The sequence below is a fragment of the Pseudomonas stagnisoli genome (genome assembly GCF_048595745.1).
In the GTDB taxonomy this organism is placed as follows: Bacteria; Pseudomonadota; Gammaproteobacteria; order Pseudomonadales; family Pseudomonadaceae; genus Aquipseudomonas; species Aquipseudomonas alcaligenes_A.
Genome location: NZ_CP184361.1, coordinates 1,674,566 through 1,698,248, shown reverse-complemented (window position 1 = coordinate 1,698,248; position 23,683 = coordinate 1,674,566). Strand labels below are relative to the sequence as shown.

Genomic DNA, 23,683 nt, shown 5'->3' with positions numbered 1-23,683 from the left:
CACGCTGGCGTCAGACGGTGCCGCCTTTGATCCGGTCGAGCAGACGATCCGGCAACAGGCGATTGAGCACGCGGAACAGCTTGGCCGGCACTGTCACCGGATAGCGGGTGCGCGGCACGTGACTATCCAGTGCCTGCAGCACCGCCTCGGCCACCGCCTCCGCCGGCAGGGTGTATTTCACCGCCGCGCCCTCCTTGGCCAGGCGCTCCTCCATCAGCGCATAGCTGGCGACATGGGCGCCACGGCTGGTATCCACGTGCTTGCGCAGGGCCAGCAGGCTGTTGGCGCGGAAGCGCGCGATGATCGGCCCCGGCTCGATCAGCACCGCCTCGATGCCGCTGCCAGCCAGCTCCAGGCGCAGGGTATCGACCATTCCTTCCATGGCGAACTTGGAGGCGTTGTAGGCACCACGCAACGGCAACGCCGCATAGCCGAGCACCGAACTGTTGAACAGGATGCGACCGTGGCCCTGGCGGCGCATGACCGGCAACACCGCACTCGTGAGCTCGATGGGGCCGAACAGATTGCTCTCGAACTGCTCACGCCAGGCCGCACGCGGCAAGTCCTCGATGGCGCCGGGCTGGCCGTAGCCGGCGTTGTTGAACAGTGCATCGAGGGTGCCGCCGCTGTGCTCGAGCACCCAGGCCAGGGCCGTGGCGATACTGGCGGAGTCGTCCAGGTCCAGGAGCACCGCCTCGAAGCCTTCGGCCTGCAGACGGGCGACGTCCGCCGCCTTGCGCGCCGAGGCGAACACGCGCCAGCCGGCGGCGCGGCAGGCCAGCGCAGTGGCGTGGCCGATGCCGGTGGAACAACCGGTGATGAGGATGGTGCGCATGGGCCAACTCCCTGGCAGGTGAATGAGATCAGGCGATTTCGCGGCGGAACGGCGGCAGGGCGTTAAGGATCGCCTTGCCGTAACGCTGGGTCACCACACGGCGGTCCAGCAGGGTGATAGTGCCGCGGTCGGCCTCGGTACGCAGCAGGCGGCCGCAGGCCTGGATCAGACGCAGCGAGGCGTCGGGCACGGCAATTTCCATGAACGGATTGCCGCCGCGAGCCTCGATCCACTCGGCCAGCGCCGCCTCCACCGGGTCGTCCGGCACTGCGAAGGGAATCTTGGCGATCACCACGTGCTCGCAGTAGGCACCGGGCAGGTCGACGCCCTCGGCGAAGCTGGCCAGGCCGAACAGCACGCTCTCTTCGCCGTCGTCGACCCGCGCCTTGTGCTTGTTCAGGGTCTCCTGCTTGGACAGGTTGCCCTGGATCAGCACGCGCTTGCGCCAGTCACGGTCGAGGCCGTCGAACACGTCCTGCATCTGCTTGCGCGAGGAGAACAGCACCAGGGTGCCACGCGCGCCCTTCACCAGTTCCGGCAGGTCGCGAATGATAGCGGCGGTGTGGGCGGCGGCGTCACGTGGGTCGGCCTTGAGGTCCGGCACCCGCAGCACGCCGGCGTCGGCATGGTGGAACGGACTCGGCACCACGGCGGTCACGGCCGCCTTGGGCAGGCCGGAACGCATGCGGAAGCGGTCGAAGGTCCCCAGCGCGGTCAGGGTGGCCGAGGTCACCAGGGCGCCGTAGGCGACGTTCCACAGATTGCGGCGCAGGGTCTCGGCGGCCAGGATCGGGCTGGCGTTGACCTCGATATCGAAGGCCGCGCCGCTCTCGGCCAGGGTCAGCCAGCGCGCCATCGGCGGGCTGTCTTCCGGGTCCTCGACGGTAAAGGCGGTCCACAGCTCCCAGTTGCCCTGGGCGCGGGACAGCAGGCTGCCGAACAGCGGGTACCACTCCTCCGCCTGGTGACTGGCGAGGCCAATACTGCTGCCCTCGTCATCCATCGCCTGCTTGAGCAGCTCGGTGAGGCGGGTGAATACGTCGGTGAGCTTGGCGAAGCCTTTCTTCAGTTCGATGCCCAGTTCGCGCAGATGCTCCGGCACCAGGCCGCCCTCGAAGCGATGGCGCGGCCGCTCGCGGCCCTCCATGTCCTCGCCGGTGCGGAAGTCGGCCAGCTGCTCGCAGGCGCTGAACATGAACTGCTGCTGGGTACGCAGCTCGCGCGCCTGTTCGGGTACCTGCTCGATCAGCCGGCCGAGGTCGCCGGGCAACGGGTGCTGGGCCAGCAGCTTGGTCAGATTCTTCTCCACCTGGCCGAGCCAGTCGGCGGTACTGCGCAGGCGAGTGAAGTGGGCGAAATGGCCGATGGCCTTGTCCGGCAGGTGATGGCCCTCGTCAAACACGTAGATGGTTTCGCGCGGGTCCGGCAGCACGGCGCCGCCACCCAGGGCCAGGTCGGCCAGGACCATATCGTGGTTGGTGACGATGACGTCGACCTTGGTCATGCCCTCGCGCGCCTTGTAGAAGGCGCACTGCTGGAAATTCGGGCAGTGGCGGTTGGTGCACTGGCTGTGATCGGTGGTCAGGGTACTCCAGACCTGGTCTTCCAGCTCCTCGGGCCAGCTGTCGCGGTCGCCGTCCCAGCGGTTGCCGGCCAGCTTCTCGATCATCTTGCTGTAGAGCTTCTGGCTCTGCTCATCGACATCGATGCGGAAGCCCTCTTCCTCGAACATCTGCGCGGTGGCGCTCTGCGCCTGGCCTTCCTGCAGCAGCATGTCGAGCTTGGACAGGCACAGGTAGCGACCACGGCCCTTGGCCAGGGCGAAGCTGAACTGCAGGCCGGCGTTGCGCATCAGGTCCGGCAGGTCCTTGTGAACGATCTGCTCCTGCAGCGCCACGGTCGCGGTGGCAATCACCAGACGCTTGCCGGCGGCCTTGGCGGAGGGAATGGCGGCCAGGCTGTAGGCCACCGTCTTGCCGGTACCGGTACCGGCCTCCACCGCCACCACGGCGGGCTCGCCATCGCGCTGGCCTTCGTCGTTGGTCTTGATCGCACCGAGCACCTTGGCCACTTCGGCAATCATCAGGCGCTGGCCATAGCGGGCCTTGAGCCCCTTGGCTTCGAGGAAACGGCTGTAGGCGCCCTGGATCTGGGACTTGAGTTCGGAACTGAGCATGGGCGCGCAAAGGCTGGATAAATTTTCAGTAGTTTACCGATAGGTTATGCTCACGCGCCATCGTTAACCGGAGTCTGCCGATGACTGTCTTTTCCGCCCTGTATGCCGTGCATGTGCTGGCCGCCCTGGTCTGGGTAGGCGGCATGTTCTTCGCCTGGATGATTTTGCGCCCGGCCGCCGTGGCCAAATTGCAAGCGCCGGAACGCCTGAGCCTATGGCTGGAGGTGTTCCAGCGCTTCTTCCTGTGGGTATGGATCGCGGTCCTGACATTGCCGGTGTCAGGCATGGGTATGCTGCACATGCGCTTCGCCGGCTTCGAAACCGCGCCGCGCTACGTCCAGGTGATGATGGGCCTGTATCTGGTGATGGTTGCACTGTTCCTGCGCGTGCGCCTGCTGCAGTTGCCGCAGCTGCGCCGTGCCGTCGAGACCCAGAACTGGCCGGCCGGTGGCGAGGTACTGGGACGCATCCGCCGCCTGGTCGGCAGCAACCTGCTGGTCGGCATGGCACTGGTAGCCATCGCGGCCGCACGCCCGACGTTCTGATCCTGCAATTACCTCCCGTGCCACCTGCAAGTGACACGGGAGTAGATCGCCACACTATTGCGCGGGCTGCGCCTCGACCGATGCCTCGACCCGGCGGTTGACGGCGCGCCCTTCATCGGTGTTGTTATCCGCCACCGGACGCGACTCGCCATACCCTACCGACGACACACGATCCCCCGCGACGCCGTACTGATTGACCAGTACGTCACGCACGGCATTGGCACGCCGCTCGGAGAGACCCTGGTTATAGGCATCGGAGCCGTTGGAATCGGTATGACCCTCCACCGTGGTGGTGGTCTGCGGATACTGGCTCATGAAGTCAGCCACGGCCTTGATGTCGGCCCTGCTTTCTTCCTTGACCACCGACTTGTCGTAATCGAACTTGACGTCCAGCTCGACACGCACCGGCTCGGCTGCCTCGACAGCAGGTTCGGGAGCTTGATCCGGGTAGGTGGGCAGCGGGCAGCCATTGTGGCGCACCGGGGTATTGGGCGGGGTATCCGGGCAGCGATCACGGCGATCGAACACGCCGTCGCCATCCTGGTCGCCATCCTGGGCATAACAGATCAGAGTCCCGACGACCGCACCGGCCACCGCGCCTCCAGCTGCCCAAGCAGAACTTTCGATTGCGCCAAGACCACCTCCGGCCAGGCCGCCAATCGCCGTACAGATAGGCCAGTTCCCTTGGTTGAGCGGCGCATCTCCCGTACTGGAAGTCGTGACGCAACCAGAAAGAACACTGCTGACCAAGAGAAGGGGTAATGCAGCCCTTGAGAGTTTTGTTCTCATGGCGAGGGTTCTCCTGTGTCACCGGTTCGATTACCGGTAACACAGGAGTAAAGACCCGTCCCCCAAAGTGTACAAGCCAGTCCCGGTAGACGACTGCATGAAAGACAGCAGTCGCCTTTACGGGAGAGGCCTACTTAGGGGCGAGCTTCGACTTCGGCTTCAACGCGACGGTTGATGGCGCGGCCTTCGCTGGTGGCGTTATCGGCCACCGGACGGGTTTCACCATAACCTACCGAGCTGACGCGATCGCCGCCTACACCATACTGGTTGACCAGTACATCGCGCACAGCGTTGGCACGGCGCTCGGACAGGCCCTGGTTGTAGGCGTCAGTGCCGACGGAGTCGGTGTGACCTTCAACCACGGTGGTGGTGGACGGGTACTGGCTCATGAAATCGGCCAGGGCCTTGATATCAGCCTGGCTTTCCGGCTTGACTGCGGTCTTGTCGAAGTCGAACTTGACATCCAGCTCGACGCGAACGGGCTCAGCCGGCTCGGCGACAACTTCCTCAACCACGGTCTCCTCGACCACAGCAACCTGCTCTTCAGCACCATGGACCCAGCAGTAGGCTGCGGCCATGCCGGCACCCAGCAGCGCACCGCCACCGGCCCACTCGGAGCTTTCGATCGCGCCCAGTGCGGCGCCAGTGACGCCGCCGACCGCGGCGCAAGTCGGCCAATCGGTTTTCTGAATCCCAGCACAGCCGGTCAGCAGGCCGCTCGCCAGAATCAGGGGTACAGCTTTCCTTGTGATACTCATCTTCTTAGGTCTCCTGTTGGGGAAATCGGCGTGAAACCGATAGCAAAGAAGTAAAGATCGCTTCCTTACTATCCGCCAGTTATAGGCACTTTCCATACCAAGGTCCATAGGACAAATTGGTGTAGCGCGATAGTCTTGGCATTCGTCCCCGGGATTTGCCAATCATGTCCTTCTCCATTTCAACTCGCACACCGCAGCAGGCGCTGGCCGCGCTGCTCGATAACTACGCCCCGCAACACGTACTGCTGGTGGGTGCCAGCCAGCTGCCGGCGCTAACCGCCTACCAGGAAGCCCATCCAGCCGTGCAGCTGGCGCACGCCCCCGCGGGCCCTCTGCCAGCGGAGCTGGCTGCGCGACGCTACGACGTGGCAGTGGTACTGGATTGCCTGGAACACCTGCCCAAACGCACAGCTCTGGAGCTGCTGGGAGGCATTCGCAACCTCAACGCCAGCCGCCTGGCCGTGCTGGTCGACCTGGATGCCTGCGACTGGCAGGAAACCGACCTCTATGCCCTGGCCCTGCAGGCCAGCGAGCGCTTTCAGCGCGACGAGCAGACGCTGAGCCTGTTCACCTACGATCTGCGCGAGTACAAGCAGGTGCCCGACTGGCTCAACGCCAAGTTCTGGGCCAACCCGGAAAACTTCGGCAAGTACTGGTGGTGATGCAATGAGCCATACCTGTCCCTGCGGCAGCGGCTTACCGCTGAGCGACTGCTGCGGCAAATGGCATCAGGGTCAGCCGGCCCCCAGCGCCGAGCAGCTGATGCGCTCACGCTACAGCGCCTACACGCTGGGTCTGATCGACTACCTGGTGGCGACTACCCTGCCCGCCCAGCAGGCGGCGCTGGATCGCGACAGCATGCGTGCCTGGAGCCTCGCCAGCACCTGGCTAGGCCTGGAAGTGGAAGGCAGCGAGCTGCTCGATACACACGCCTTCGTCACCTTTACCGCGCGCTGGCACGACGGCGACAGCGAGCACAGCCATCGCGAGCGCTCGGCCTTCGTCCGGCAGGCCGGGCGCTGGTACTTCATTGATCCGACCGTCCCGCTCAAGGCCGGGCGCAACGATCCCTGCCCCTGCGACAGTGGGCAGAAATTCAAAAAATGCTGTGCCAGCTACCTGAGCTAGGAATTCTCTGCTTCAGTTGCAGACCAGAACCCGGCGGGGGGCCGGGTCGCACAAGGAGAAGCAGATGCACAAGTACAGTGGAACGGCGACCGCTCTGGCCGCCCTGCTATGGATCGGCGCCGTCCAGGCCGATGATGTCCGGGTCGAATTGGGCAGCAGCGAACGGGTCGCCCGCCTGTTCGCCTATCCCAACAACTGCAGCGTGATCTGTTATCGCGACTGGACCCTGGAACAGACCGCCGAGCATTACCTCGGCCAGAGCCTGAAACGCGACGGTTACCCCGACGCCAAGGTCAAGGTCTTCCGCGAAGGTGACATGCTCAGCGCCAGCTTCAGTGGCGTACCGAATGACTATGGCGCGCCACTGATCAATCTGTTGAACGCCGGCGACCTGGCCTTCGACGGCGCCAGCAAGCTCAACAGCGATGGCAAGTGGCAGTACAGCTGGTACTTCTTCCTGCCGTTGGGCATGGCTCTGGAGAATCGCAAGAGCGTCGAACTGCTGCACTTCCCACCGGACTACTCGCTGACCCAGGCCCAGGACTACCTGGAGTCCAAGACCACCGACCGCTGGGCCGCGCTGCTCACCGAGAACGGCGTGGCGGCGGCGCAGACACCGGCCTATCAGACCATCATCGACATCGCCCCGATCGCCGCACCGGCCAGCGCCGGCAACGATCTGCAGGGCGTCTACGACTATTTCACCGACTACCAGAAGACCATGGTTGCCCAGCTCACCGCAGGCGATGGCAACGCGCTGCCGATGGTCGCTTTCGGCGGGCCGGTGCGCGCGTGGATCAACAAGACCTATGACGCCAACATCGGCGTGCTGGGTCTGGACACGATCACCCCGGCGCCAGGTCAGGACGTGGCGGTGCTGGGCGCCAACCACCCGAGTTACATCTGGTACGCGGCCGATCCGCAGAACTATGGCGGCGACCAGGCCAAGGCCGACGCCGCAGGCCTCAAGGTCATGGGTCAGGATATCAGCGCCGCCTGCTGGCAGGCCGGCATGGGCCAGAACCCTGGCGCCGACCCGCAACAGGCGCTGGACGCCTGCACGCAGAAATGGCAGGTGACGGACAAAGTGCAGACCTGCGAACTGTTCTACACCTCGATCCGCAACCTGACGCCACCCCAGGCCCAGGCCAAGTGCACTAGCAGTAAGAGCTGATGCCAGACAAGACGAGGCCCGCAGATGCGGGCCTCGTTCTTTATTCCTGCAGTTTGAGGTGCGAGGTGTCCGGTGGCGGCGCGGGCGGAGCCGCCTTGGCCTGCCCCATGTCGCTGCCCACCGGCGCCAGGCTGAACTGCGACAGATCGACTGCCGGCGCCGGCGCTTCGGCCTTGGCATCCTGCAGATCGGCGCCCACGGGCGCGATGCCGAAGTCCGGCGCTTCCACATCGCTGAACGCGGCCATGTATTCGTCACGCGGGATCACCCGGGCCGAACCGCCGCTGCGCACTGGCGCGGCGGCCGGCGCCGCGGTCACTGGAGCAGGTGCAGGCGCAGGCGGCGGCGCCATCTCCACCTCTTCCACCGGCAGCGCCTGGACGATGGCCAAGGCGCCGGCCCGCTCCATGGTCGCACGGTATTTCTCGGCACCGGCGGCATCCAGGCCGCTCTTGATCACGACGCGCCGCCCGGAAAACAGCAGTGCAATGCGCTGCTCATCAGCCTGGAACAGCCGCGCCAGGTTCGCCTTCACCTGTTCCAGCGGCGCGCCCGGCACCACCTGCCCGGCGAAGGCGATCTCGTAGAGGCTCATGGTCACACTCCTGTCCAATTCGGCCCCCAGTATGGCGCAGATTTTTTCCTTAAACAGCTGGTGGCCACCTAGCAGCTGCTTGTTACACTGGGCCGTCGATTGGGGTCATGCAATGTTTCTGAAGGCACTCGCACGCACCATCGGCCTGGCGACCATCCTGGCCCTGCATCTCGGACTCTCGGGGTGCGCCAGCTGGTTCGACGACGACTTCCAGAACCCGGAGGTCCACCTCGTCAAGGTCGATGTGATCAAAGCCAAACTGCTCGAGCAGCGGTTCTCGCTGCGTTTTCGCGTCGACAACCCCAACGCCTCCGAGCTGCCGATCCGTGGCCTGACCTATGCCATCCAGCTGAACGACACGCCACTGGCCGAGGGCGAATCCAGCCAGTGGGTCACCGTCCCTGCCCGCGGCCACGCGGAATTCGAAGTGCCGGTGCGCACCAACCTCTGGCGTCATCTGAAGGGTGTGGTCGAAGCCATGGAAGAGCCCGAAGCACCGATTCGCTACCGCTTGCGCGGCGAAGTGAAGACCGGCCTGCTGTTCGGCCGCAGCGTGCATCTGCAGCGCAATGGCGAGATAATCCCCGGCGATTACATCCCGGAGTGAGCTTCATGACTCAGCAACCCCACGTCCACGGCCCCGACTGCAACCACGACCACGATCATCACCACGATGACGGTCACGTGCACGGCCCGCACTGCAACCATCACCACCAGGAACCGGTGCGCAACCCGCTGAAGGAAGTCGGGCGCAACGATCCCTGCCCCTGTGGCAGCCAAAAGAAGTTCAAGAAGTGCCACGGCGCCTGACCTGAACGCCCCTCCGGCAGGGCCAGCCCCCTGCCGAGCCCCTACTCCCCGGCGCATTCGCCCTCTACAATCCGCACCCATCATCCGTCTCCCTGCGCCAGGAGCCAGTCATGGGTTCGCGCTTTCTCCGCCTGACCACTCTCGCCACCCTCGGCAGTACCCTGCTACTGGGCGGCTGCCAGTCCTTCCTCAACAGTCGCTACGCTGACAGCGTTCACCCGGACCAGGGCATCGTTCGCGTCCAGGGCCTGGCGCAGAGCGTGGTGGTAAGGCGCAACCCGCTGGGCATGCCGCTGATCGAGACCACCACCTTCCACGACGCTCTGTTCACCCTGGGCTACGTGCACGCGGCCGACCGCCTCAGCCAGATGGTCGGCATGCGCCTGCTGGCCGAAGGCCGTCTGGCCGAGATGAACGGCCCCGGCATGCTGGAAATCGACCGATTCATGCGCACGGTCAACCTCAAGGCCGAGGCCGAGGTGCTTTACAAGAACGCCTCGCCGCGCATCAAGAAGTTCTTCGAGGTCTACGCCCGCGGCGTCAACGCCTACCTGTTCCGCTACCAGGACAGGCTGCCGATGGACCTGGCCGAGAGCGGCTATCGCCCCGCCTACTGGAAGCCGGAAGACTCGGTGCTGCTGTTCTGCCTGCTCAACTTCGGCCTGTCGGTCAACCTGCAGGAAGAAATCGCCGCCCTCAAGCTGGCGGACAAGGTCGGTGCGGACAAGCTGGCCTGGCTGCTGCCAAGCTACCCGGACGAGCCGCTGCCCTTCGAGGAAGCCGAGAAGCTGCGCGGCCTGAGCCTGAGCGGGCAGATCCCAGGGCTGGCCGCGGTGAACGACGCCGCTGGCCAGGTGGCCGCGCTGAACATGCTCGGCGTCGCCGCCTCCAACAACTGGGCCATCGCCCCGCAGAACAGCCGCAGCGGCAAGAGCCTGCTGGCCAACGACACCCACCTGCCGCTGTCCATGCCCTCGGTGTGGAACTTCGTGCAGATCCGCTCGCCGAAATTTCAGGCCGCCGGCGTCTCCATCGCCGGCGTCCCGGCAGTGGTCGCCGGCTTCAACGGCAAGCTGGCCTGGGGCATGACCATGGTCATGGGCGACAACCAGGACCTGTTCCTCGAACAGGTGAAGCGCGAGGGCGGCCGTCTCTACTACATGGCCGACGGCAAATGGCAGCCAGCCCGCGAACGCCAGGAAACCTTCTTCATCAAGGGCCAGCGGCCGATCCGCGAAACCATCTGGGAAACCCGCCACGGCCCGCTGCTGAACTCCGCCCTGGGTGAGCGCAAGTCGCCGCTGCAACCGCTGCCGCTGCGCAGCGGCTACGGCCTGGCCCTGCGCAGCATCCAGGCCGAAGCGGATCGCTCGATTGATGCCTTCTTCGACCTGTCACGCGCGCAATCGGTGGAGCAGGCCTTCGAGGCCACCCGCGAAGTACGTGCCATGGCGTTGAACATGGTGTTCGCCGACGCCCAGCACATCGGCTGGCAGGTCACCGGCCGCTACCCCAACCGCAAGCAGGGTACCGGCCTGGTGCCCTCGCCCGGCTGGAACGGCGCCTACGACTGGGACGGCTACGCCGACCCCATGCTGCACCCCTACGACCAGGACCCCCTACAGGGCTGGCTGGGCACCGCCAACCACCGCACCGTGCCGCGTGGCTACGGCATGCAGCTGTCCAACTCCTGGTTCTACCCGGAACGCGCCGAGCGCATCGCGCAACTGGCCGGGAGCGGCAAGCACGACCAGAAAAGCATGATCGCCATGCAGTACGACCAGACCACGCCCTTCGCCGGCAAGCTGCAAGCCGTGCTCGACGCCCCCAGCATGGCCGCGCCGCTGAAGCAGGCCATCGCCGCCCTGCCCGCCCCGGAGCGAGCCAAGGCCGAGGAGGCGCACAAGCGCCTGATGGCCTTCGACGGGCGCATGGCCGCCACCTCGGCCGATGCCGCCCTCTACAGCGCCTTCCTGCAGGAGAGTGCCAAGGCCACCTTCCTCGACGAACTGGGCCCGCAGACCAGCCCGGCCTGGCAGGCGCTGGTGGACACCGCCAACAACAGCTACTCGGCCCAGGCCGACCATCTTCTCGGCCGCGACGACAGCCCGTTCTGGGACGATGTAAAGACCGCGCAGAAGGAAGACAAGGCGGCCATCCTGGCACGCAGTCTGGCCAACACCGTGACCTTCCTGGAAGGCGAACTGGGCGCCAATCGCAGCGCCTGGCAATGGGGCAAGCTGCACCAGTACCGCTGGACCAGCAACGCCAGCAAGATGGCGCCCTACCTCAGCGCCAGCCAGCGCAGCAGCATCGAGTCGATCGGCAGCTACCTGGATCGCGGCCCCTACCCGGCCGGCGGCGACCACGGCACCCTCAACGTGGCCGCCTACGCGTGGGGCAACGACTTCGACGTGTGGCTGATCCCGGCCATGCGCGTCGTCGTCGACTTCGGCCTGCCCGAGCCGATGATCGGCCTCAACAGCTCCGGCCAGTCCGGCAACCCGGCCAGCCGACACTATGCCGACGGCATCGAGGCCTGGCTCAAGGGGGGCTACATGAGCTTCCCGTTCCAGAGCGGCAACATCGACCGGGTCTATGGCAACAAGCGCCTGATGCTGATGCCGGGCAGATAATCCGCAGACAGTCCACAGAGGGCGCCTCAGGGCGCCCTCTGTGCTTACAGCACAAACGTGCTGCAGCGCACAAACCGCTCTATTCCGGCACTTCCATTCGTCGGCACGTGGCCCGCAAAGGGCACTCGGCGCCCCCACGCCACTCCGAGAAAAATTCCTTGCCCATCAGGCGTAACGATAGGGAAGCGGAATTCCATTTTTATTAATAGGCGCATTTTTGACGCCAATTTAACGACGAAAGGTAATTTCACCGTTTCAGCGACCGCCGTATAAAGCGCGCCATGCCCGGCGCAGAGCGCGCCGCGGCAGGTTCGAAGTGCAGTGACTGGCAGGACAGCTAGACGGTTTCAGGCATCGGGATAGTGCGGCGCTCCGAATGACCCCGTACTACTGCCGGAGCCGCACGCGCCATGATCGATCTCAACACCTGGAACCTGACCATCCCCGTCGGCGAGCCCGCCACCACCATCGCCACCCCGCTGCTCGTTGGCGGCTATCAGGACGACTACTTCAAGAACATCGACGGTACGTTGTTCTTCTGGGCTCCGGTCGACGGCACCACCACCCCCAACGCCAAGTACCCACGCAGCGAGCTGCGCGAGACCCATGCAGACGGCAAGCTGCGCAACTGGAAGTACCAGGCTGCCGACAACTACCTGCGCGCCACCCTGAAAGTCACCCAGGTGCCCTCCAGCGGCAAGGTCATCATCGGGCAGATCCACAACGTCGAGGGCAACGACCCGCCCATCAAGCTGCAGTATGAGTACAGCACCTCGACCCAAACCGGCAGCGTGGCCGCCATCTACCGACTGAAACCGGGCATCAGCACCAGCAAGGCCATAGTGCTGCGCAATGTCCCGCTGGGCGCGACCTTCTCCTACACCATCGCCCTGAGCAAAACCGGCACCCTCGCCGTGTACGCCAAGACGCCCAGCACCGACACCCTCAAGTGGACGGCCAAGCTCGACCCGGCCTGGGCGACGCAGACCATGTACTTCAAGGCTGGCAGCTATGTGCAGGACAACACCGGCGACAACACCGAAGCCGGCGCAGTGACCTTCACCAAGCTGAGCATCGAACACACGCCGTGAAACGCCGGGAGCCGCTGCCGGTTCCCGCGAGAAAGGAACAACTTTTAATCGCCATCTGGCATATCAGTCAGGTTCACCGACCTTAAATAGTTTAAAAACAGCCCTTTACAGCCCCTTCATCGCACTACACTTCAAATCGAGCGGCTAACCCCGCTTCCGGCGGGGTCTTTATTAGAACCAAGAACAGCTGCCAGGCACCTGACCCCGCCGGCACCTTTCGCGAGGGCCTTATGGGAATTGCCGCCAGCGATCTGCGTCAGCATGTCATCCGCCCTACCCTGCTCTATCTGGGGCGCCACTCCTCCATTGCCGAAGCCTTGCTGCTCGGCGCCGCCGCCAGCCAGTCGGGGCTCGGCAGCGTCCTAGACGACCGGCAGGGCCACGGCCTCTACCGCATCAGCGAACTGCGCCACCAGCAACTCTGGGACCAGCACCTGGCCCGCGACCCCGACCTCGCCAGCCTGGTGCGCGGCCTGGCCAGCCAGCATGCCTTCCTCGCAGCTCCGCATCTGGAGCTGACCGTCAACCTGCGCTACGCCACCGCCATTGCCTGGCTCCTGGTGGAGCGCGAGTATCCCAGCCTGCCCGAACCCGACGACCTGCACGGCATGGCTCGCATCTGGCGCAAGGTGTTCCAGCCGCAAGGCCGCCTGCGTGATTTCCTGCAGGCTTGGCAACATTGCATACAGGAACCCTACCAGGCCGCCTGACCTCGGAAAAAGACGACCAATCGGTCAGTTTCCGGATTAACGAAAGTTCACGAAAAAGCCGTGCCAGAGCGGTTGGCAAGGCTTGGTAAAACGCGTAGCTTGCCGCCCCCGTTTTACCGTTCGTGAGCATCCTAATGAAAAAACTCTGGTTGAAGACCTCTCTCGCGCTGGCCGTCGGCGCGGTTTCCACTCACAGCCTGGGCAACGGAATTGCCATCAACGAACAAAGCGTCAGCGGCATGGGCACCTCCTTCGCCGGCCGCGCCTCGGCCGTCAACGATGCCTCCATCCTGTTCGGCAACCCGGCGGGCCTGAGCAAACTGGAACGTCCGGAAGTGGTCGGTGGCTTCGGTCTGGTCAAGGCCAACGTCGACATCGACGATGCCAGCGCCGAAACCCACAAGGGCGACATGGTGCCGTTGACTCCGGTGCCTTTCGCCTACTACGCCAGCCCGATCGACGAGAAGTTCAGCTGGGGCCTCGGCCTGTACGTGCCCTACGCGCTGATCAGCGACTACGAGAAGAGCTTCGGCGGCCGCTTCAAGGGCCAGTACAGCAAGGTCGAAGTGGTCACCCTGCAGCCGACCCTCAGCTACCAGATCAATGATCGCGTCTCCGTCGGCTTCGGTCCGACCATCAACAAGATCAAGGGCAAGCTGGTCAACAAGCTGGACAACAGTGCCGCACTGGGTACCGGCGAGACCAAGGTCGGCATCAAGGGCGACGATGTCGCCTACGGCTTCAACGTCGGCCTGATGGTCGACGTGACCGACAGCCTGACCTGGGGCCTGACCTACCACTCCAAGGTCGACTACACCCTGGAAGGCCGCACCCGCATCACCAACGGCAGCGGCCCGATCTTCAGCCAGTTCAACGGCAACTACGATGCCAGCCTGGACTTCACTACCCCGGAAACCATCGACACCTCGGTGACCTACAAGCTCGATGACCAGTGGACCCTGTACGCCGGCACCACCTTCACCCGCTGGAGCCGCCTGCAGGAAATCGTGGTCGAGAACGAAGGCACCCCGAGCCTGCTCGGCATGCAGCCGATCGGCGAAATCAGCGAAGAGCTGAAGTGGCACAACACCTGGTCCTATGCCATTGGCGCGTCGTACCAACTCAACCCGCAATGGGTGCTGCGTACCGGCCTGGCCATCGACCCGTCGCCGGCCGAGAACGCGCACCGCAGCGTGCGCATCCCGGTAGGCAACCGCAAGGTGCTCTCGGTGGGCGCCGGCTGGTCGCCGAACCCGGACCTGACCATCGACGTGGCCTACTCCTACCTGCAGGAGAGCAGCGCCAAGGTCAACCAGGCCAGCAAGGAACTGGCCGGTGCGGAAATCGCCCCGGGCTTCAGCGCCGAGTACAACAACAGCGCCCACGGCCTGGGTCTACAAGCCACCTACCGCTTCTGACAGCAGCAGGTCGCCACAAAAAAGCCGGGCACTTGCCCGGCTTTTTCATGTCCGCCACTTCACGGCTGGGCGATGGCCTTGTCGATCGCCTCGATCAGCGCCTCGTCGTCCGGCTTGGTCAGGCTGGAGAAACTGGCGATCACCTTGCCGTCACGTCCCACCACGTACTTGTAGAAGTTCCAGCGCGGCGCACTGCTCTGCGCAGCCAGCTCGCGAAACAGCGGCGCGGCCGCCTCGCCACTGACCACCTGCGGCTCGCTCATGGCGAAAGTCACGCCGTAGTCAATGAAACACACCTTGGCCGTCTCTGCGGAATCGTCGGCCTCCTGGCGGAAATCATCCGACGGCACGCCCAGCACTTCCAGGCCCTGGCCTTTGTAGCGCTGGTAGAGCGCCTCCAGCCCCTTGAACTGCGGGGTGAAGCCGCAACGGCTGGCAGTGTTGACCACCAGCAGCGGCTTGCCGGCGAAACGCTGGCACAGGTCGATGCGCTCCTTGGAGCGCAATTGCTGCAGCTCGCCCTGCGCTTTCAGCAATGGCGGGCAATCGGCCGCCCACACGGGCGCAGAGAGCAGGCACAGCAGTGAAATAGCAACGGTACGCGACAACATGGCGAGATGCTCCTGATGGGTCATTCCGTCAACGCTACTCGCCCGCGCCGACCTCGGCAACGCCCGATATGAAACAGTCGAACCAAGATCACCAGACCGCCCAACAAGACAGGCCGCCGCCAACGACACCCCTGGAACACCTCGCGCCGCATTCAAAAAAGTAGCAGCGCCAGCACCAGCAACACCGCGCACTCACCCAGCTCCAGCAGCGCCCCGGCGGTATCGCCAGTGGTGCCGCCGAGACGTGCGACGAAGGCGCGGCGCAGCAGCCAGAACGCCAGCGCGGCGGCGCCCAGCGCCAACAGCCCGCTCCAGCCGAGCAGCAGCATGGCCAGGCCGTGGCTGGCCAGCACCCATGGCAGCAGCTGGCGCGGCAGATGCGCGGCCAGCGCGGCGCCGAGGCCGCCGGCACGCACGTAAGGGGTGGTCAGCAGCAGCAGCGGCAGCAGCGCCCGGCCGAGCCAGGGCGCCAGCAACAGGCCGGCCCAGGCGCCCTGCCCCAGCAACACCACCAGGGCGGCGAACTTGAGCAGCACCACCAGCAGCAGCACAACCACGGCGATCGGTCCGCTGCGCGGGTCCTTCATGATGTCGAGCGTGCGCTGGCGATCACCATGCCCGCCGATCCAGGCATCGGCCGTGTCGGCCAGGCCGTCCAGGTGCAGGCCACCGGACAAGCCGACCCAGACGGCCAGCAGGATGGCCGCCTGGAGCAACGCTGGTGTATCACCCAGCAGCCCGTGCAGCGCCAGCAGCAGGCCGCCGAGCAGCGCCCCGACTAGCGGATACCAGAGCAGCGAGCGGCCGATCTGCTCGGGCTCCGGCATGCCGGGCAGGCGCACCGGCAGGCGGGTGAGGAATTGCAGGGCGATCAGCGCGGGCGTTGGCAGCATCAGGCTTCGGTCAGTTGCAGACCCGGCTCGACCTGCAGTCCGTGCAGTGCGCCGTAGCCCACTTCCACCTGCAGCAGCTGGTTTTCCGGCAGGTTGCGCGCGCGCGCCAGCAGCAGGCGCATAACGCCGCCGTGAGTCACCAGCAACACGCGCTGGCCGTCCAACTCGGCCTGCAGGCGCTCGACGGCGCCGAGCACGCGCGCGGCGAAGTCGCGCACCGGCTCGGCCTCGGGCGGAGTGAAGTGATACGGATCGTTCCAGAACTGGCCGAGCGCCTCCGGGTCTTCGAGCAGCACCTGCGCCGAGTTGCGCCCTTCCCAGGCGCCGAAATGCAGCTCGCGCAGGTCGGCCTCGATACGCAGCGGCAGGCCATTGGCCTCGGCAAACTCGCGGGCGAAACTCTCGCAGCGCTGCAGTGGCGAGCTGATCACCAGATCCCAGCCGCCTTTGCCGGCCAGGGCCAGCTGCATCTGCTGGCGGCCCTGCTCGGTCAGGGCGTCGTCACTGCTGCCACGGAAACCGGGGCCGCCATCGGTTACGCCGTGGCGCAACATGTCCAGGGAAAGCGTCATTGTTTGTCCTCAACCAGGGCTTCAGAAAAGGTAGCCATGCCGCCATGCAGCGCGCAGGCCAGTTTGATCAGGGGTAGCGCCAGCGCCGCGCCGCTGCCCTCGCCCAGGCGCAGGCCGAGGTCGAGCAGCGGGACGGCATCCAGTTCGGCCAGCAGCGCGGCGTGGCCCGGCTCGGCGCCGGCATGGGCGAACAGCAGCCAGGGCTGCACGCCGGGGTTCAGGCGCACGGCGCACAGTGCGGCAGCCGTGCAGATAAAGCCATCGACCAGCGCCGGTACGCCGGCTTGGGCACAGGCCAGGTAGGCACCGGCCAGCGCCGCCAGCTCGAAGCCGCCGACCCGGCGCAGGGCCTCTGTGGGGTCCGCAAGGTGCTCGCGGTGCAGGGCCAGGGCGCGTTCGATCACGGCCAGCTTGCGCTCCACGCCGGCACCGTCAAGGCCGGTACCGGGCCCGGTCAGCTGCGCCGGCTGCAGATCGCTCAGGGCACAGGCCAGGGCGGTGGCGGCGCTGGTGTTACCGATACCCATCTCGCCGGCCAGGAACAGGTCGCAGCCCTCGGCCAGCACTTGCTGCAGGGTATCGCGACCGGCCTGCAGGGCGGCCGCACACTGCTCCGCGGTCATCGCCGGCTGCACGGCGAAGTTGGCGGTGCCGGCACCCAGGCGCAGGTGGTGCACACCGGGCAATTCGAGTGACGTATCGATGGTGCCGAGGTCGACCAGGCGCAGCGGCACGCCCTGCTCGCGGGCCAGCACGCTGATCGCCGCGCCGCCGGCGACGAAGTTGCCGAGCATCTGCGCGGTCACCGCCTGCGGGTAGGCGGACACGCCTTCGGCGACCACGCCGTGGTCGCCGGCGAACAGCGTCAGGTGCGGCTTGTCGATGGCCGGCTTCTCGCGCCCCTGCAGGGCGGCCAGGCGCACGGCCAGCGCCTCCAGCGCGCCGAGGGCGCCGCGCGGTTTGGTCAGCTGCGCCTGGCGCGCCAGGGCAGCGGCCTCGGCGGCGGCATCAGGCTGGCGGCAGGCCTGCTGCCACCAGGGCGAAACAGTCATAGCGGCTCTCCTTTGAGCAGCATGGGCAGGCCGGCGACGGTGAACAGCACCCGCTCGGCCCGTTCGGCCACGGCCTGGTGCAGCCAGCCGGCCTCATCGACATAGCGCCGGGTCAGTTCGCCCAGCGGCACCACGCCCAGGCCGGTCTCGTTGCTGACCAGGATGATGCGCCCCGGCAGCTCGGCCAGTGCCTCGAGAAAGGCATCGCGCTGCATGGCCAGGCGCGTGTCGTCGTCCAGCATCAGCAGGTTGGTCAGCCACAGGGTCAGGCAGTCGACCAGCAGGCAGCGGCCGGGGGCGGCATTGTCGCGCAGGGCGCGAGCCAGTTCGAGGGGTTCCTCCACCAGGCCCCAGTCGGCCGGACGGCGCTGGCGGTGGTGCTGGATGCGCGTGCTCATCTCGCCGTCCAGCGCCTGGCTGGTGGCGATGTAGGTCACGGCCAGGCCGCTCTGCGTGGCCAGCCGCTCGGCCAGACGGCTCTTGCCGGAGCGGGCGCCGCCGAGGATCAGTTCGAGCATCGGAAAATCCTATTGGAGAGCCAGTGGGAGCGACCTTGGTCGCGATGCTTTGCAGCCACCCCCATCGCGGCCAAGGCCGCTCCCACAACAACTAAAGCCCGCACAATGCGCGGAGCCTTTGGGTATCCAGGTGCGCCTCGACCAGGTCGGCCAGGCGCTCGATGTCACGTTCGCGGCGCGCATGGTAATCCACTTGCCGCGCCTCGCGCAGGCCCGCCCAGGCGAGCAGCGCGGCGCAGGCGGCCGGCGCCTCGAACAGACCGTGCAGGTAGGTGGCCATGACCTGGCCGTCGGCGCTGAGAGCGCCGTCGACGCGGCCATCGTCCAGGCGCACGGCGGGCGTGGCCAGTGCCGGGCCGGCGCTGACCCCGGCATGGATCTCGTAGCCGCTGACGTCCAGATCATCCAGGGCCAGACGGCCACGCACATTGCGCAGCTGCTTTTCCGGCTCCAGCACGGTGGCGTAGTCGAGCAGGCCGAGGCCTGTACTGCTGCCGGCCGGGCCTTCCAGGCCATGGGGATCGTCGATGCGGCTGCCGAGCATCTGCAGCCCGCCACAGATGCCGAGGACCTTGCCGCCATAGCGCAGGTGGCGGGCGATGGCGGCGTCCCAGCCGTGCTCGCGCAGGCGCGCCAGATCGGCGCGCACGCTCTTCGAGCCGGGCAGGATGATCAGGTCGGCCGGCGGTATCGCCTGGCCGGGGCCGATGAACTGCAGATCCACCTGCGGGTGCAGGCGCAGCGGGTCGAAGTCGGTGTGGTTGCTGATGCGCGGCAACACCGGCACCGCCACGCGCAGCACTTCGCGGTCCTTGTCCGGCTGCAGCACCTGCACCGCATCCTCGGCCTCCAGGTGGAAGTCCATCAGGTACGGCAGCACGCCGAGTACCGGCTTGCCGGTACGCGCTTCCAGCCAGTCCAGCCCCGGCTGCAGGAGGGCGATGTCGCCGCGGAAGCGGTTGATCACGAAGCCTTTGACTCGCGCCTGCTCGCTCGGCGAGAGCAGCTCCAGGGTGCCGACCAGGTGGGCGAACACCCCACCTTTGTCGATATCGGCGATCAGCAGCACCGGGCAGTCCACCGCCTCGGCGAAGCCCATGTTGGCGATGTCCCCGGCCCTGAGGTTGATCTCGGCCGGCGAACCGGCACCCTCCACCATCACCACCGGGTACTGCGCGGCGAGGCGCGCATGGGATTCGAGGACTGCCGCGCGGGCGACCTGCTTGTAGTCGTGGTAGGCCACCGCATGCATGTTGCCGATGGCGCGGCCCTGGATGATCACCTGGGCGCCGGTATCGGAATTGGGCTTGAGCAGCACCGGATTCATGTCGGTGTGCGGTGCCAGCCCCGCGGCCTGGGCCTGCACCGCCTGGGCGCGGCCGATCTCGCCGCCATCGGCTGTCACCGCGCTGTTGAGCGCCATGTTCTGCGGCTTGAACGGCACCACGCTGACGCCCTGGCGTCTGAGCCAGCGGCACAGGGCGGTCACCAGGGTGCTCTTGCCGGCATCCGAGGTGGTGCCCTGAATCATCAGCGTGGTCATGCGGGTCTCTCCTGCAGTGCCTGCTCCAGGCGCTGCCAGCCGGCCTCGTCGCCCGGCAGGCCGAAACGCAGGCAGCGGCTCTCGGCAAACAGGCGCAACAGGATGCCGCGCCGGGCGAAGTAGCCGTGCAGACCGACGGCGTGCGGGTGGCCGACCAGCTGGAACAGCGCCGTGCCACCGGCCGGCGCCAGACCATGGGCACTGAGCAGCACGGCTAGGCGCAGACCGTCGCCAGACAGGCGTTCACGCTGGCGCTGCTGGCCCTGGCTGTCGGCCAGCAAGGCGCTGGCCACCGCACGAGCCGGCCCGCTGACGGTCCAGGGGCCGAGCTGCTCGCCGAGGTGATCGAGCAGCGCCTGCTCGGCCAGGACGAAGCCCAGGCGGATACCGGCCAGGCCGAAGAACTTGCCGAACGAGCGCAAGACGATCAACCCCGGCCGCTGGCTCTCGGCGGCCAGGCTGTGTTGCGGCGTGCAGTCCATGAACGCCTCGTCCACCACCAGCCAGCCACCGCGTTCGGCCAGACGTGCGTGCCAGTCGAGCAGGCGCGTGCGTTCGATCAGCCGGCCGCTGGGGTTGTTCGGGTTGATCACCAGCAGTACGTCGAAGCGCTCCAGCGAGCGCTCCACCGCGCCCTCGCTCAGCTCCTGTACCAGATGCCCCTCGCGGCGCCAGGCCAATGCGTGCTCGGCATAGGCTGGCGACACCACGCCGACCCGCATACCGGGGCGGCGCAGGCGCGGCAAGGCCTGGATCGCCGCCTGCGAGCCGGCCACCGGCAGCAGTGCGGCGGCGCCGTAGTAATCGCGGGCCAGCGCTTCCAGACCATCGTCCTGCTCCGGCAGGCGCTGCCAGGCATCGGCCGGGATCGGCGGCAGCGACCAACCATAGGGCGCGATGCCGGTGGACAGGTCGAGCCAGTCCGCCACGGCAATGCCATAGCGCTGCGCCGCCGCGCGCAACCGCCCGCCATGCTCAAGCAAGGTAGAACTCCCCGATGGCCAGCCCAACCAGCCACAGCAGCACACCGAGGTAGACCAGGTTGAGCGCGCGCTCGATATCGCGCGCCTGCGCCGGTGCCCCCTCGCCCAGCTGCGGGCGCTGCTCCTCGACGCCGTGGTAGATGGCCGAGCCACCCAGCTGCACCTGCAGCGCGCCGGCGCCGGCGGCCATCACCGGCCCAGCGTTGGGGCTGTCCCACTGCGGCGCCTGGCGCCGCCAGCAGCGCAGGGCCGTGGCGGTCCGGCCCAGCAGCGCGTAGGTCAGTGCCACCAGACGCGCCGGAAGGTAATTGAGTACATCGTCGATACGCGCGGCGGCCCAACCGAAGCGCTCGAAACGCTCGTTGCGATAGCCCCACATAGCGTCCAGGGTGTTGCTCAGGCGGTGCAGCAGCACGCCCGGCGCGCCCAGCACGACGAACCAGAAAAGCGAGGCGAACACCGCATCGGCGCCATTCTCCAGTACCGACTCGGTGCCAGCGCGGGCCACGCCGCAGGCATCCAGCTCGCTGGTACGGCGGCTGACCAGGTAGCCGACGCGGCGCCGCGCCTCGCCGAGATTGCCCAGGCGCAGCGCCTGCGCTACCGGCAACGCGTGCTGGCCGAGGCTCTTGAGGCCGAGGGCGAAATACAGCACCAGGATATCGACCAGCCAGCCGAGGCTGCTCAGGCTCAACAGCCAGACCAGCAGCACCGGCGGCAGTACCGCCAGGCACCAGCCGCTGACCCCGTGGCTGCGCCAGCCGCGCCCGCCCGAATTGAGGCGCTGCTCGATGCGCTGTGCCAGGTGGCCGAAGCCCACCAGCGGGTGCCAGCGCCGCGGCTCGCCGAGCCAGGCATCCAGGCCGACGCCAGCCAGGGCGGACAGTGCGACACTCACGAGCGCTGCCCCCACTGGTCGCTGAACACCAGCTCGTCCAGCACCTGCTCGCGGGCCCAGCCTTCCTGCACCAGCATCGGCTTGTCGTAGAACTCGCTCACCGGGCCCAGACAGAGCACCGCCACCGGCTGGCTACCTGCAGGCATGCCCAGCAACTGCGCCAGTTCGAGTGGATCGAACAGCGACACCCAGCCCATCCCCAGGCCCTCGGCACGCGCCGCCAGCCAGAGGTTCTGCAGGGCACAGGCAAGCGAAGCCAGGTCCATCTGCGGCAAGGTACGGCGGCCGAACACATGAGCCTCGCGCCCGTCCATCAGGGCCGCCACCAGCAGCTCGGCGCAGTCGCGGATGCCCTCGACCTTGAGCCGCATGAACTCGTCGCTGCGCTCGCCCAGGGCCTCGGCGGTACGCACCCGTTCGGCTTCGACTAGGCCATGAATACTCTCGCGCAGCTCCGGCCGGGTGATGCGGATAAAGCGCCAGGGCTGCATCAGGCCGACGCTCGGTGCCTGGTGCGCCGCCTGCAGCAGCCGGGTCAGCAGCTCCGGGGCCACCTCGCCACCGGCGAAATGACGCATGTCACGGCGCTCGGCAATGGCGCGGTACACCGCGGCGCGTTCCTCGGGGCTGAAGGCGTGGTCGGTCATGGCAGCAACAGCTCGGCCGCCGCCCGGGGGTTGGACGGCAGGTAGAAGTGGATGTAGGAGGCGGTCAGGCGCCCCAGACGATATACCGCCTCGGCCACCGGCTTGCCATTCGGGCAAACGCCCCGGGCCAGCGGCGCCAGGGCACAGTCCAGCACGGAATGGTGGTAAGTATGCCCGCGCAAGGTCCCTTCCGGCAGCTCCACCTGCTGCAGAGCCAGCGCAGCCAGGCGTGGCTGCAGGCGCGCGCTGCCCGGCAGCAGGCCGAGCAGCTCGGCGCTGGCGTCCTGTTTGTCGGTCAAGGCCTCGAGCAGGTAAAGCATGCCGCCGCACTCGGCGAGGATCGGCTTGCCGGCGTCATGGTGAGCACGAATGGCCCGCAGCATCGGTCGGTTGTCGGCCAGCGCCTGCAGGTGCAGCTCGGGATAGCCGCCGGGCAGGTAGAGGCTGTCGACGGCCGGCAGGGCCGCGTCGGCCAGCGGGGAGAAGAAGCGCAGCTCGGCGCCCAGCGCGCGCAACAAATCGAGGTTGGCCTGATAGAGAAAGGCGAAACTGGTGTCGCGCGCCACGCCGATGCGCACGCCGGCCAGCAGCGGCTCGATACACGGGTCGTCCGGGGCGGCGAAGCTCACCGGCTCGGGCAGTACCTCGCCGGCACTGGCCAGCAGGGCATCGGCGGCGGCGTCCAGACGCGCATCGAGGTCGGCCAGTTCCTCGGCCTGGATCAGCCCCAGGTGGCGGCGTGGCAGCTCCAGCGCCGCCGAGCGCGGCAGGCCGCCGAACCAACGGATCGAGGGCGGCAGGCTGGTCTGCAGGATGCCGTTGTGGCGCTCGCTGCCGGTGCGGTTGGCCAGCACCCCGGCGAACGGCAGATCGGCCTGGAAATGCGCCAGGCCGTAGGCCAGGGCGGCAAAGGTCTGGGCCATGGCGCCGGCATCGATCACGCCGAGCACCGGCACGCCGAAGCGGCGCGCCAGGTCGGCGGCCGAAGGCTGGCCATCGAACAGGCCCATGACGCCTTCGATGAGGATCAGGTCAGCCTCCTGCGCCGCCTGCCCGAGCAGGCGCCGGCACTCGTCCTCGCCGACCATCCACAGGTCCAGCTGGTACACCGGCGCGCCGCTGGCGCGGGCGAGGATCATCGGATCGAGGAAGTCCGGGCCGCACTTGAACACCCGCACGCGGCGCCCGGCCCGACGGTGCAGGCGCGCCAGGGCGGCGGTGACGGTGGTCTTGCCCTGGCCGGAGGCAGGCGCGGCGATCAGCAGCGCCGGGCAACTGCGCGTGGTCATTGCCCTCTCCTC

At 66.9% G+C, this 23,683-nt stretch carries 24 protein-coding genes and 1 pseudogene; 10 read left to right on the top strand and 15 right to left on the bottom strand.

What is annotated here, in order from left to right; genetic code table 11:
* Window positions 1-10: 10 nt before the first annotated feature.
* Complete coding sequence (locus ACOAPY_RS08240) at window positions 11-835, bottom strand: SDR family NAD(P)-dependent oxidoreductase (protein ID WP_465156091.1); 825 nt, start codon at window positions 833-835, stop codon at window positions 11-13.
* Window positions 836-863: 28 nt separating this feature from the next.
* Complete coding sequence (dinG, locus tag ACOAPY_RS08235) at window positions 864-3,011, bottom strand: ATP-dependent DNA helicase DinG (protein ID WP_465156090.1); 2,148 nt, start codon at window positions 3,009-3,011, stop codon at window positions 864-866.
* A gap of 80 nt (window positions 3,012-3,091) precedes the next feature.
* Between dinG and ACOAPY_RS08230 the strand changes: the two genes are divergently transcribed.
* Window positions 3,092-3,556, top strand: a complete 465-nt coding sequence (locus ACOAPY_RS08230; protein WP_465156088.1) for a CopD family protein — start codon at window positions 3,092-3,094, stop codon at window positions 3,554-3,556.
* A 54-nt stretch (window positions 3,557-3,610) separates the two neighbouring features.
* Here ACOAPY_RS08230 and ACOAPY_RS08225 read toward each other — a convergent pair whose 3' ends face one another.
* Both ACOAPY_RS08225 and ACOAPY_RS08220 read right to left on the bottom strand, forming a co-directional pair.
* Window positions 3,611-4,345, bottom strand: coding sequence for a PA1041 family peptidoglycan-binding anchor lipoprotein (locus tag ACOAPY_RS08225; protein WP_465156087.1), 735 nt, complete (start codon window positions 4,343-4,345; stop codon window positions 3,611-3,613).
* Window positions 4,346-4,479: 134 nt separating this feature from the next.
* A pseudogene (locus ACOAPY_RS08220) lies at window positions 4,480-4,833 on the bottom strand (OmpA family protein); the annotation flags it as partial.
* A gap of 434 nt (window positions 4,834-5,267) precedes the next feature.
* On the opposite strand from ACOAPY_RS08220, the gene ACOAPY_RS08215 reads away from it, so the two are divergent.
* The 3 genes from ACOAPY_RS08215 (at window position 5,268) to ACOAPY_RS08205 (ending at window position 7,405) form a co-directional block, all read left to right on the top strand.
* Window positions 5,268-5,765 carry a DUF6231 family protein gene (locus ACOAPY_RS08215; RefSeq protein ID WP_465156085.1) on the top strand — a complete coding sequence of 166 codons (498 nt, stop codon included), beginning with the start codon at window positions 5,268-5,270 and terminating at the stop codon, window positions 5,763-5,765.
* A 4-nt stretch (window positions 5,766-5,769) separates the two neighbouring features.
* Entirely contained in the window at window positions 5,770-6,231 is a 462-nt protein-coding gene (locus ACOAPY_RS08210; RefSeq protein ID WP_465156084.1) for a YchJ family protein, read from the top strand.
* Window positions 6,232-6,295: 64 nt separating this feature from the next.
* A complete protein-coding gene (locus tag ACOAPY_RS08205) occupies window positions 6,296-7,405 on the top strand; it encodes a hypothetical protein (protein WP_465156082.1) in 1,110 nt (369 codons plus the stop codon).
* Between the two features lie 40 nt (window positions 7,406-7,445).
* On the opposite strand, the gene ACOAPY_RS08200 is transcribed toward ACOAPY_RS08205, so the two are convergent.
* Complete coding sequence (locus ACOAPY_RS08200; RefSeq protein ID WP_465156080.1) at window positions 7,446-8,000, bottom strand: hypothetical protein; 555 nt, start codon at window positions 7,998-8,000, stop codon at window positions 7,446-7,448.
* 112 nt (window positions 8,001-8,112) lie between these two features.
* Between ACOAPY_RS08200 and ACOAPY_RS08195 the strand changes: the two genes are divergently transcribed.
* The 6 genes from ACOAPY_RS08195 to ACOAPY_RS08170 all read left to right on the top strand — a co-directional run bounded on the left by ACOAPY_RS08195 (window position 8,113) and on the right by ACOAPY_RS08170 (window position 14,665).
* On the top strand, window positions 8,113-8,607 hold the full coding sequence (locus tag ACOAPY_RS08195; RefSeq protein ID WP_465156079.1) for an LEA/WHy family protein: 495 nt from the start codon (window positions 8,113-8,115) through the stop codon (window positions 8,605-8,607).
* Between the two features lie 5 nt (window positions 8,608-8,612).
* Window positions 8,613-8,810 (top strand): SEC-C metal-binding domain-containing protein, encoded by a 198-nt coding sequence (locus ACOAPY_RS08190; protein WP_021701673.1) that lies wholly within the window; start codon window positions 8,613-8,615, stop codon window positions 8,808-8,810.
* A gap of 110 nt (window positions 8,811-8,920) precedes the next feature.
* Window positions 8,921-11,446 carry a penicillin acylase family protein gene (locus ACOAPY_RS08185; protein WP_465156077.1) on the top strand — a complete coding sequence of 842 codons (2,526 nt, stop codon included), beginning with the start codon at window positions 8,921-8,923 and terminating at the stop codon, window positions 11,444-11,446.
* Between the two features lie 410 nt (window positions 11,447-11,856).
* The gene (locus tag ACOAPY_RS08180; RefSeq protein ID WP_465156076.1) at window positions 11,857-12,537 is read left to right on the top strand and encodes a polysaccharide lyase family 7 protein; all 681 of its coding nucleotides are present in this window, start codon (window positions 11,857-11,859) and stop codon (window positions 12,535-12,537) included.
* 230 nt (window positions 12,538-12,767) lie between these two features.
* On the top strand, window positions 12,768-13,247 hold the full coding sequence (locus tag ACOAPY_RS08175) for a hypothetical protein (RefSeq protein WP_076579128.1): 480 nt from the start codon (window positions 12,768-12,770) through the stop codon (window positions 13,245-13,247).
* Window positions 13,248-13,381: 134 nt separating this feature from the next.
* The gene (locus ACOAPY_RS08170; protein ID WP_465156075.1) at window positions 13,382-14,665 is read left to right on the top strand and encodes an outer membrane protein transport protein; all 1,284 of its coding nucleotides are present in this window, start codon (window positions 13,382-13,384) and stop codon (window positions 14,663-14,665) included.
* Between the two features lie 59 nt (window positions 14,666-14,724).
* Here the strand turns inward: ACOAPY_RS08170 and ACOAPY_RS08165 are convergent, their stop codons facing one another.
* From ACOAPY_RS08165 to ACOAPY_RS08120, 10 genes are all read right to left on the bottom strand, one after another.
* On the bottom strand, window positions 14,725-15,276 hold the full coding sequence (locus ACOAPY_RS08165; protein ID WP_465156073.1) for a glutathione peroxidase: 552 nt from the start codon (window positions 15,274-15,276) through the stop codon (window positions 14,725-14,727).
* Between the two features lie 152 nt (window positions 15,277-15,428).
* Window positions 15,429-16,169, bottom strand: a complete 741-nt coding sequence (locus tag ACOAPY_RS08160) for an adenosylcobinamide-GDP ribazoletransferase (RefSeq protein WP_465156072.1) — start codon at window positions 16,167-16,169, stop codon at window positions 15,429-15,431.
* Complete coding sequence (gene cobC, locus ACOAPY_RS08155; RefSeq protein WP_076579136.1) at window positions 16,169-16,741, bottom strand: alpha-ribazole phosphatase family protein; 573 nt, start codon at window positions 16,739-16,741, stop codon at window positions 16,169-16,171. The genes ACOAPY_RS08160 and cobC overlap by 1 nt, the downstream gene beginning before the upstream one ends.
* Entirely contained in the window at window positions 16,738-17,793 is a 1,056-nt protein-coding gene (gene cobT / locus ACOAPY_RS08150) for a nicotinate-nucleotide--dimethylbenzimidazole phosphoribosyltransferase (RefSeq protein WP_465156071.1), read from the bottom strand. Before cobT ends, cobC begins: the two co-directional genes overlap by 4 nt.
* Entirely contained in the window at window positions 17,790-18,311 is a 522-nt protein-coding gene (gene cobU / locus ACOAPY_RS08145; protein WP_465156069.1) for a bifunctional adenosylcobinamide kinase/adenosylcobinamide-phosphate guanylyltransferase, read from the bottom strand. Before cobU ends, cobT begins: the two co-directional genes overlap by 4 nt.
* 91 nt (window positions 18,312-18,402) lie before the next feature.
* A complete protein-coding gene (locus ACOAPY_RS08140) occupies window positions 18,403-19,854 on the bottom strand; it encodes a cobyric acid synthase (protein ID WP_465156068.1) in 1,452 nt (483 codons plus the stop codon).
* The gene (gene cobD, locus ACOAPY_RS08135) at window positions 19,851-20,837 is read right to left on the bottom strand and encodes a threonine-phosphate decarboxylase CobD (protein WP_465156067.1); all 987 of its coding nucleotides are present in this window, start codon (window positions 20,835-20,837) and stop codon (window positions 19,851-19,853) included. The genes ACOAPY_RS08140 and cobD overlap by 4 nt, the downstream gene beginning before the upstream one ends.
* Entirely contained in the window at window positions 20,830-21,735 is a 906-nt protein-coding gene (gene cbiB, locus ACOAPY_RS08130; protein ID WP_465156065.1) for an adenosylcobinamide-phosphate synthase CbiB, read from the bottom strand. Before cbiB ends, cobD begins: the two co-directional genes overlap by 8 nt.
* Window positions 21,732-22,382, bottom strand: a complete 651-nt coding sequence (gene bluB, locus ACOAPY_RS08125) for a 5,6-dimethylbenzimidazole synthase (protein ID WP_465156064.1) — start codon at window positions 22,380-22,382, stop codon at window positions 21,732-21,734. Before bluB ends, cbiB begins: the two co-directional genes overlap by 4 nt.
* Window positions 22,379-23,671: a cobyrinate a,c-diamide synthase gene (locus ACOAPY_RS08120; RefSeq protein ID WP_465156063.1), complete on the bottom strand. Its 1,293-nt coding sequence runs from the start codon at window positions 23,669-23,671 to the stop codon at window positions 22,379-22,381. The genes bluB and ACOAPY_RS08120 overlap by 4 nt, the downstream gene beginning before the upstream one ends.
* Between the last annotated feature and the right edge of the window lie 12 nt (window positions 23,672-23,683).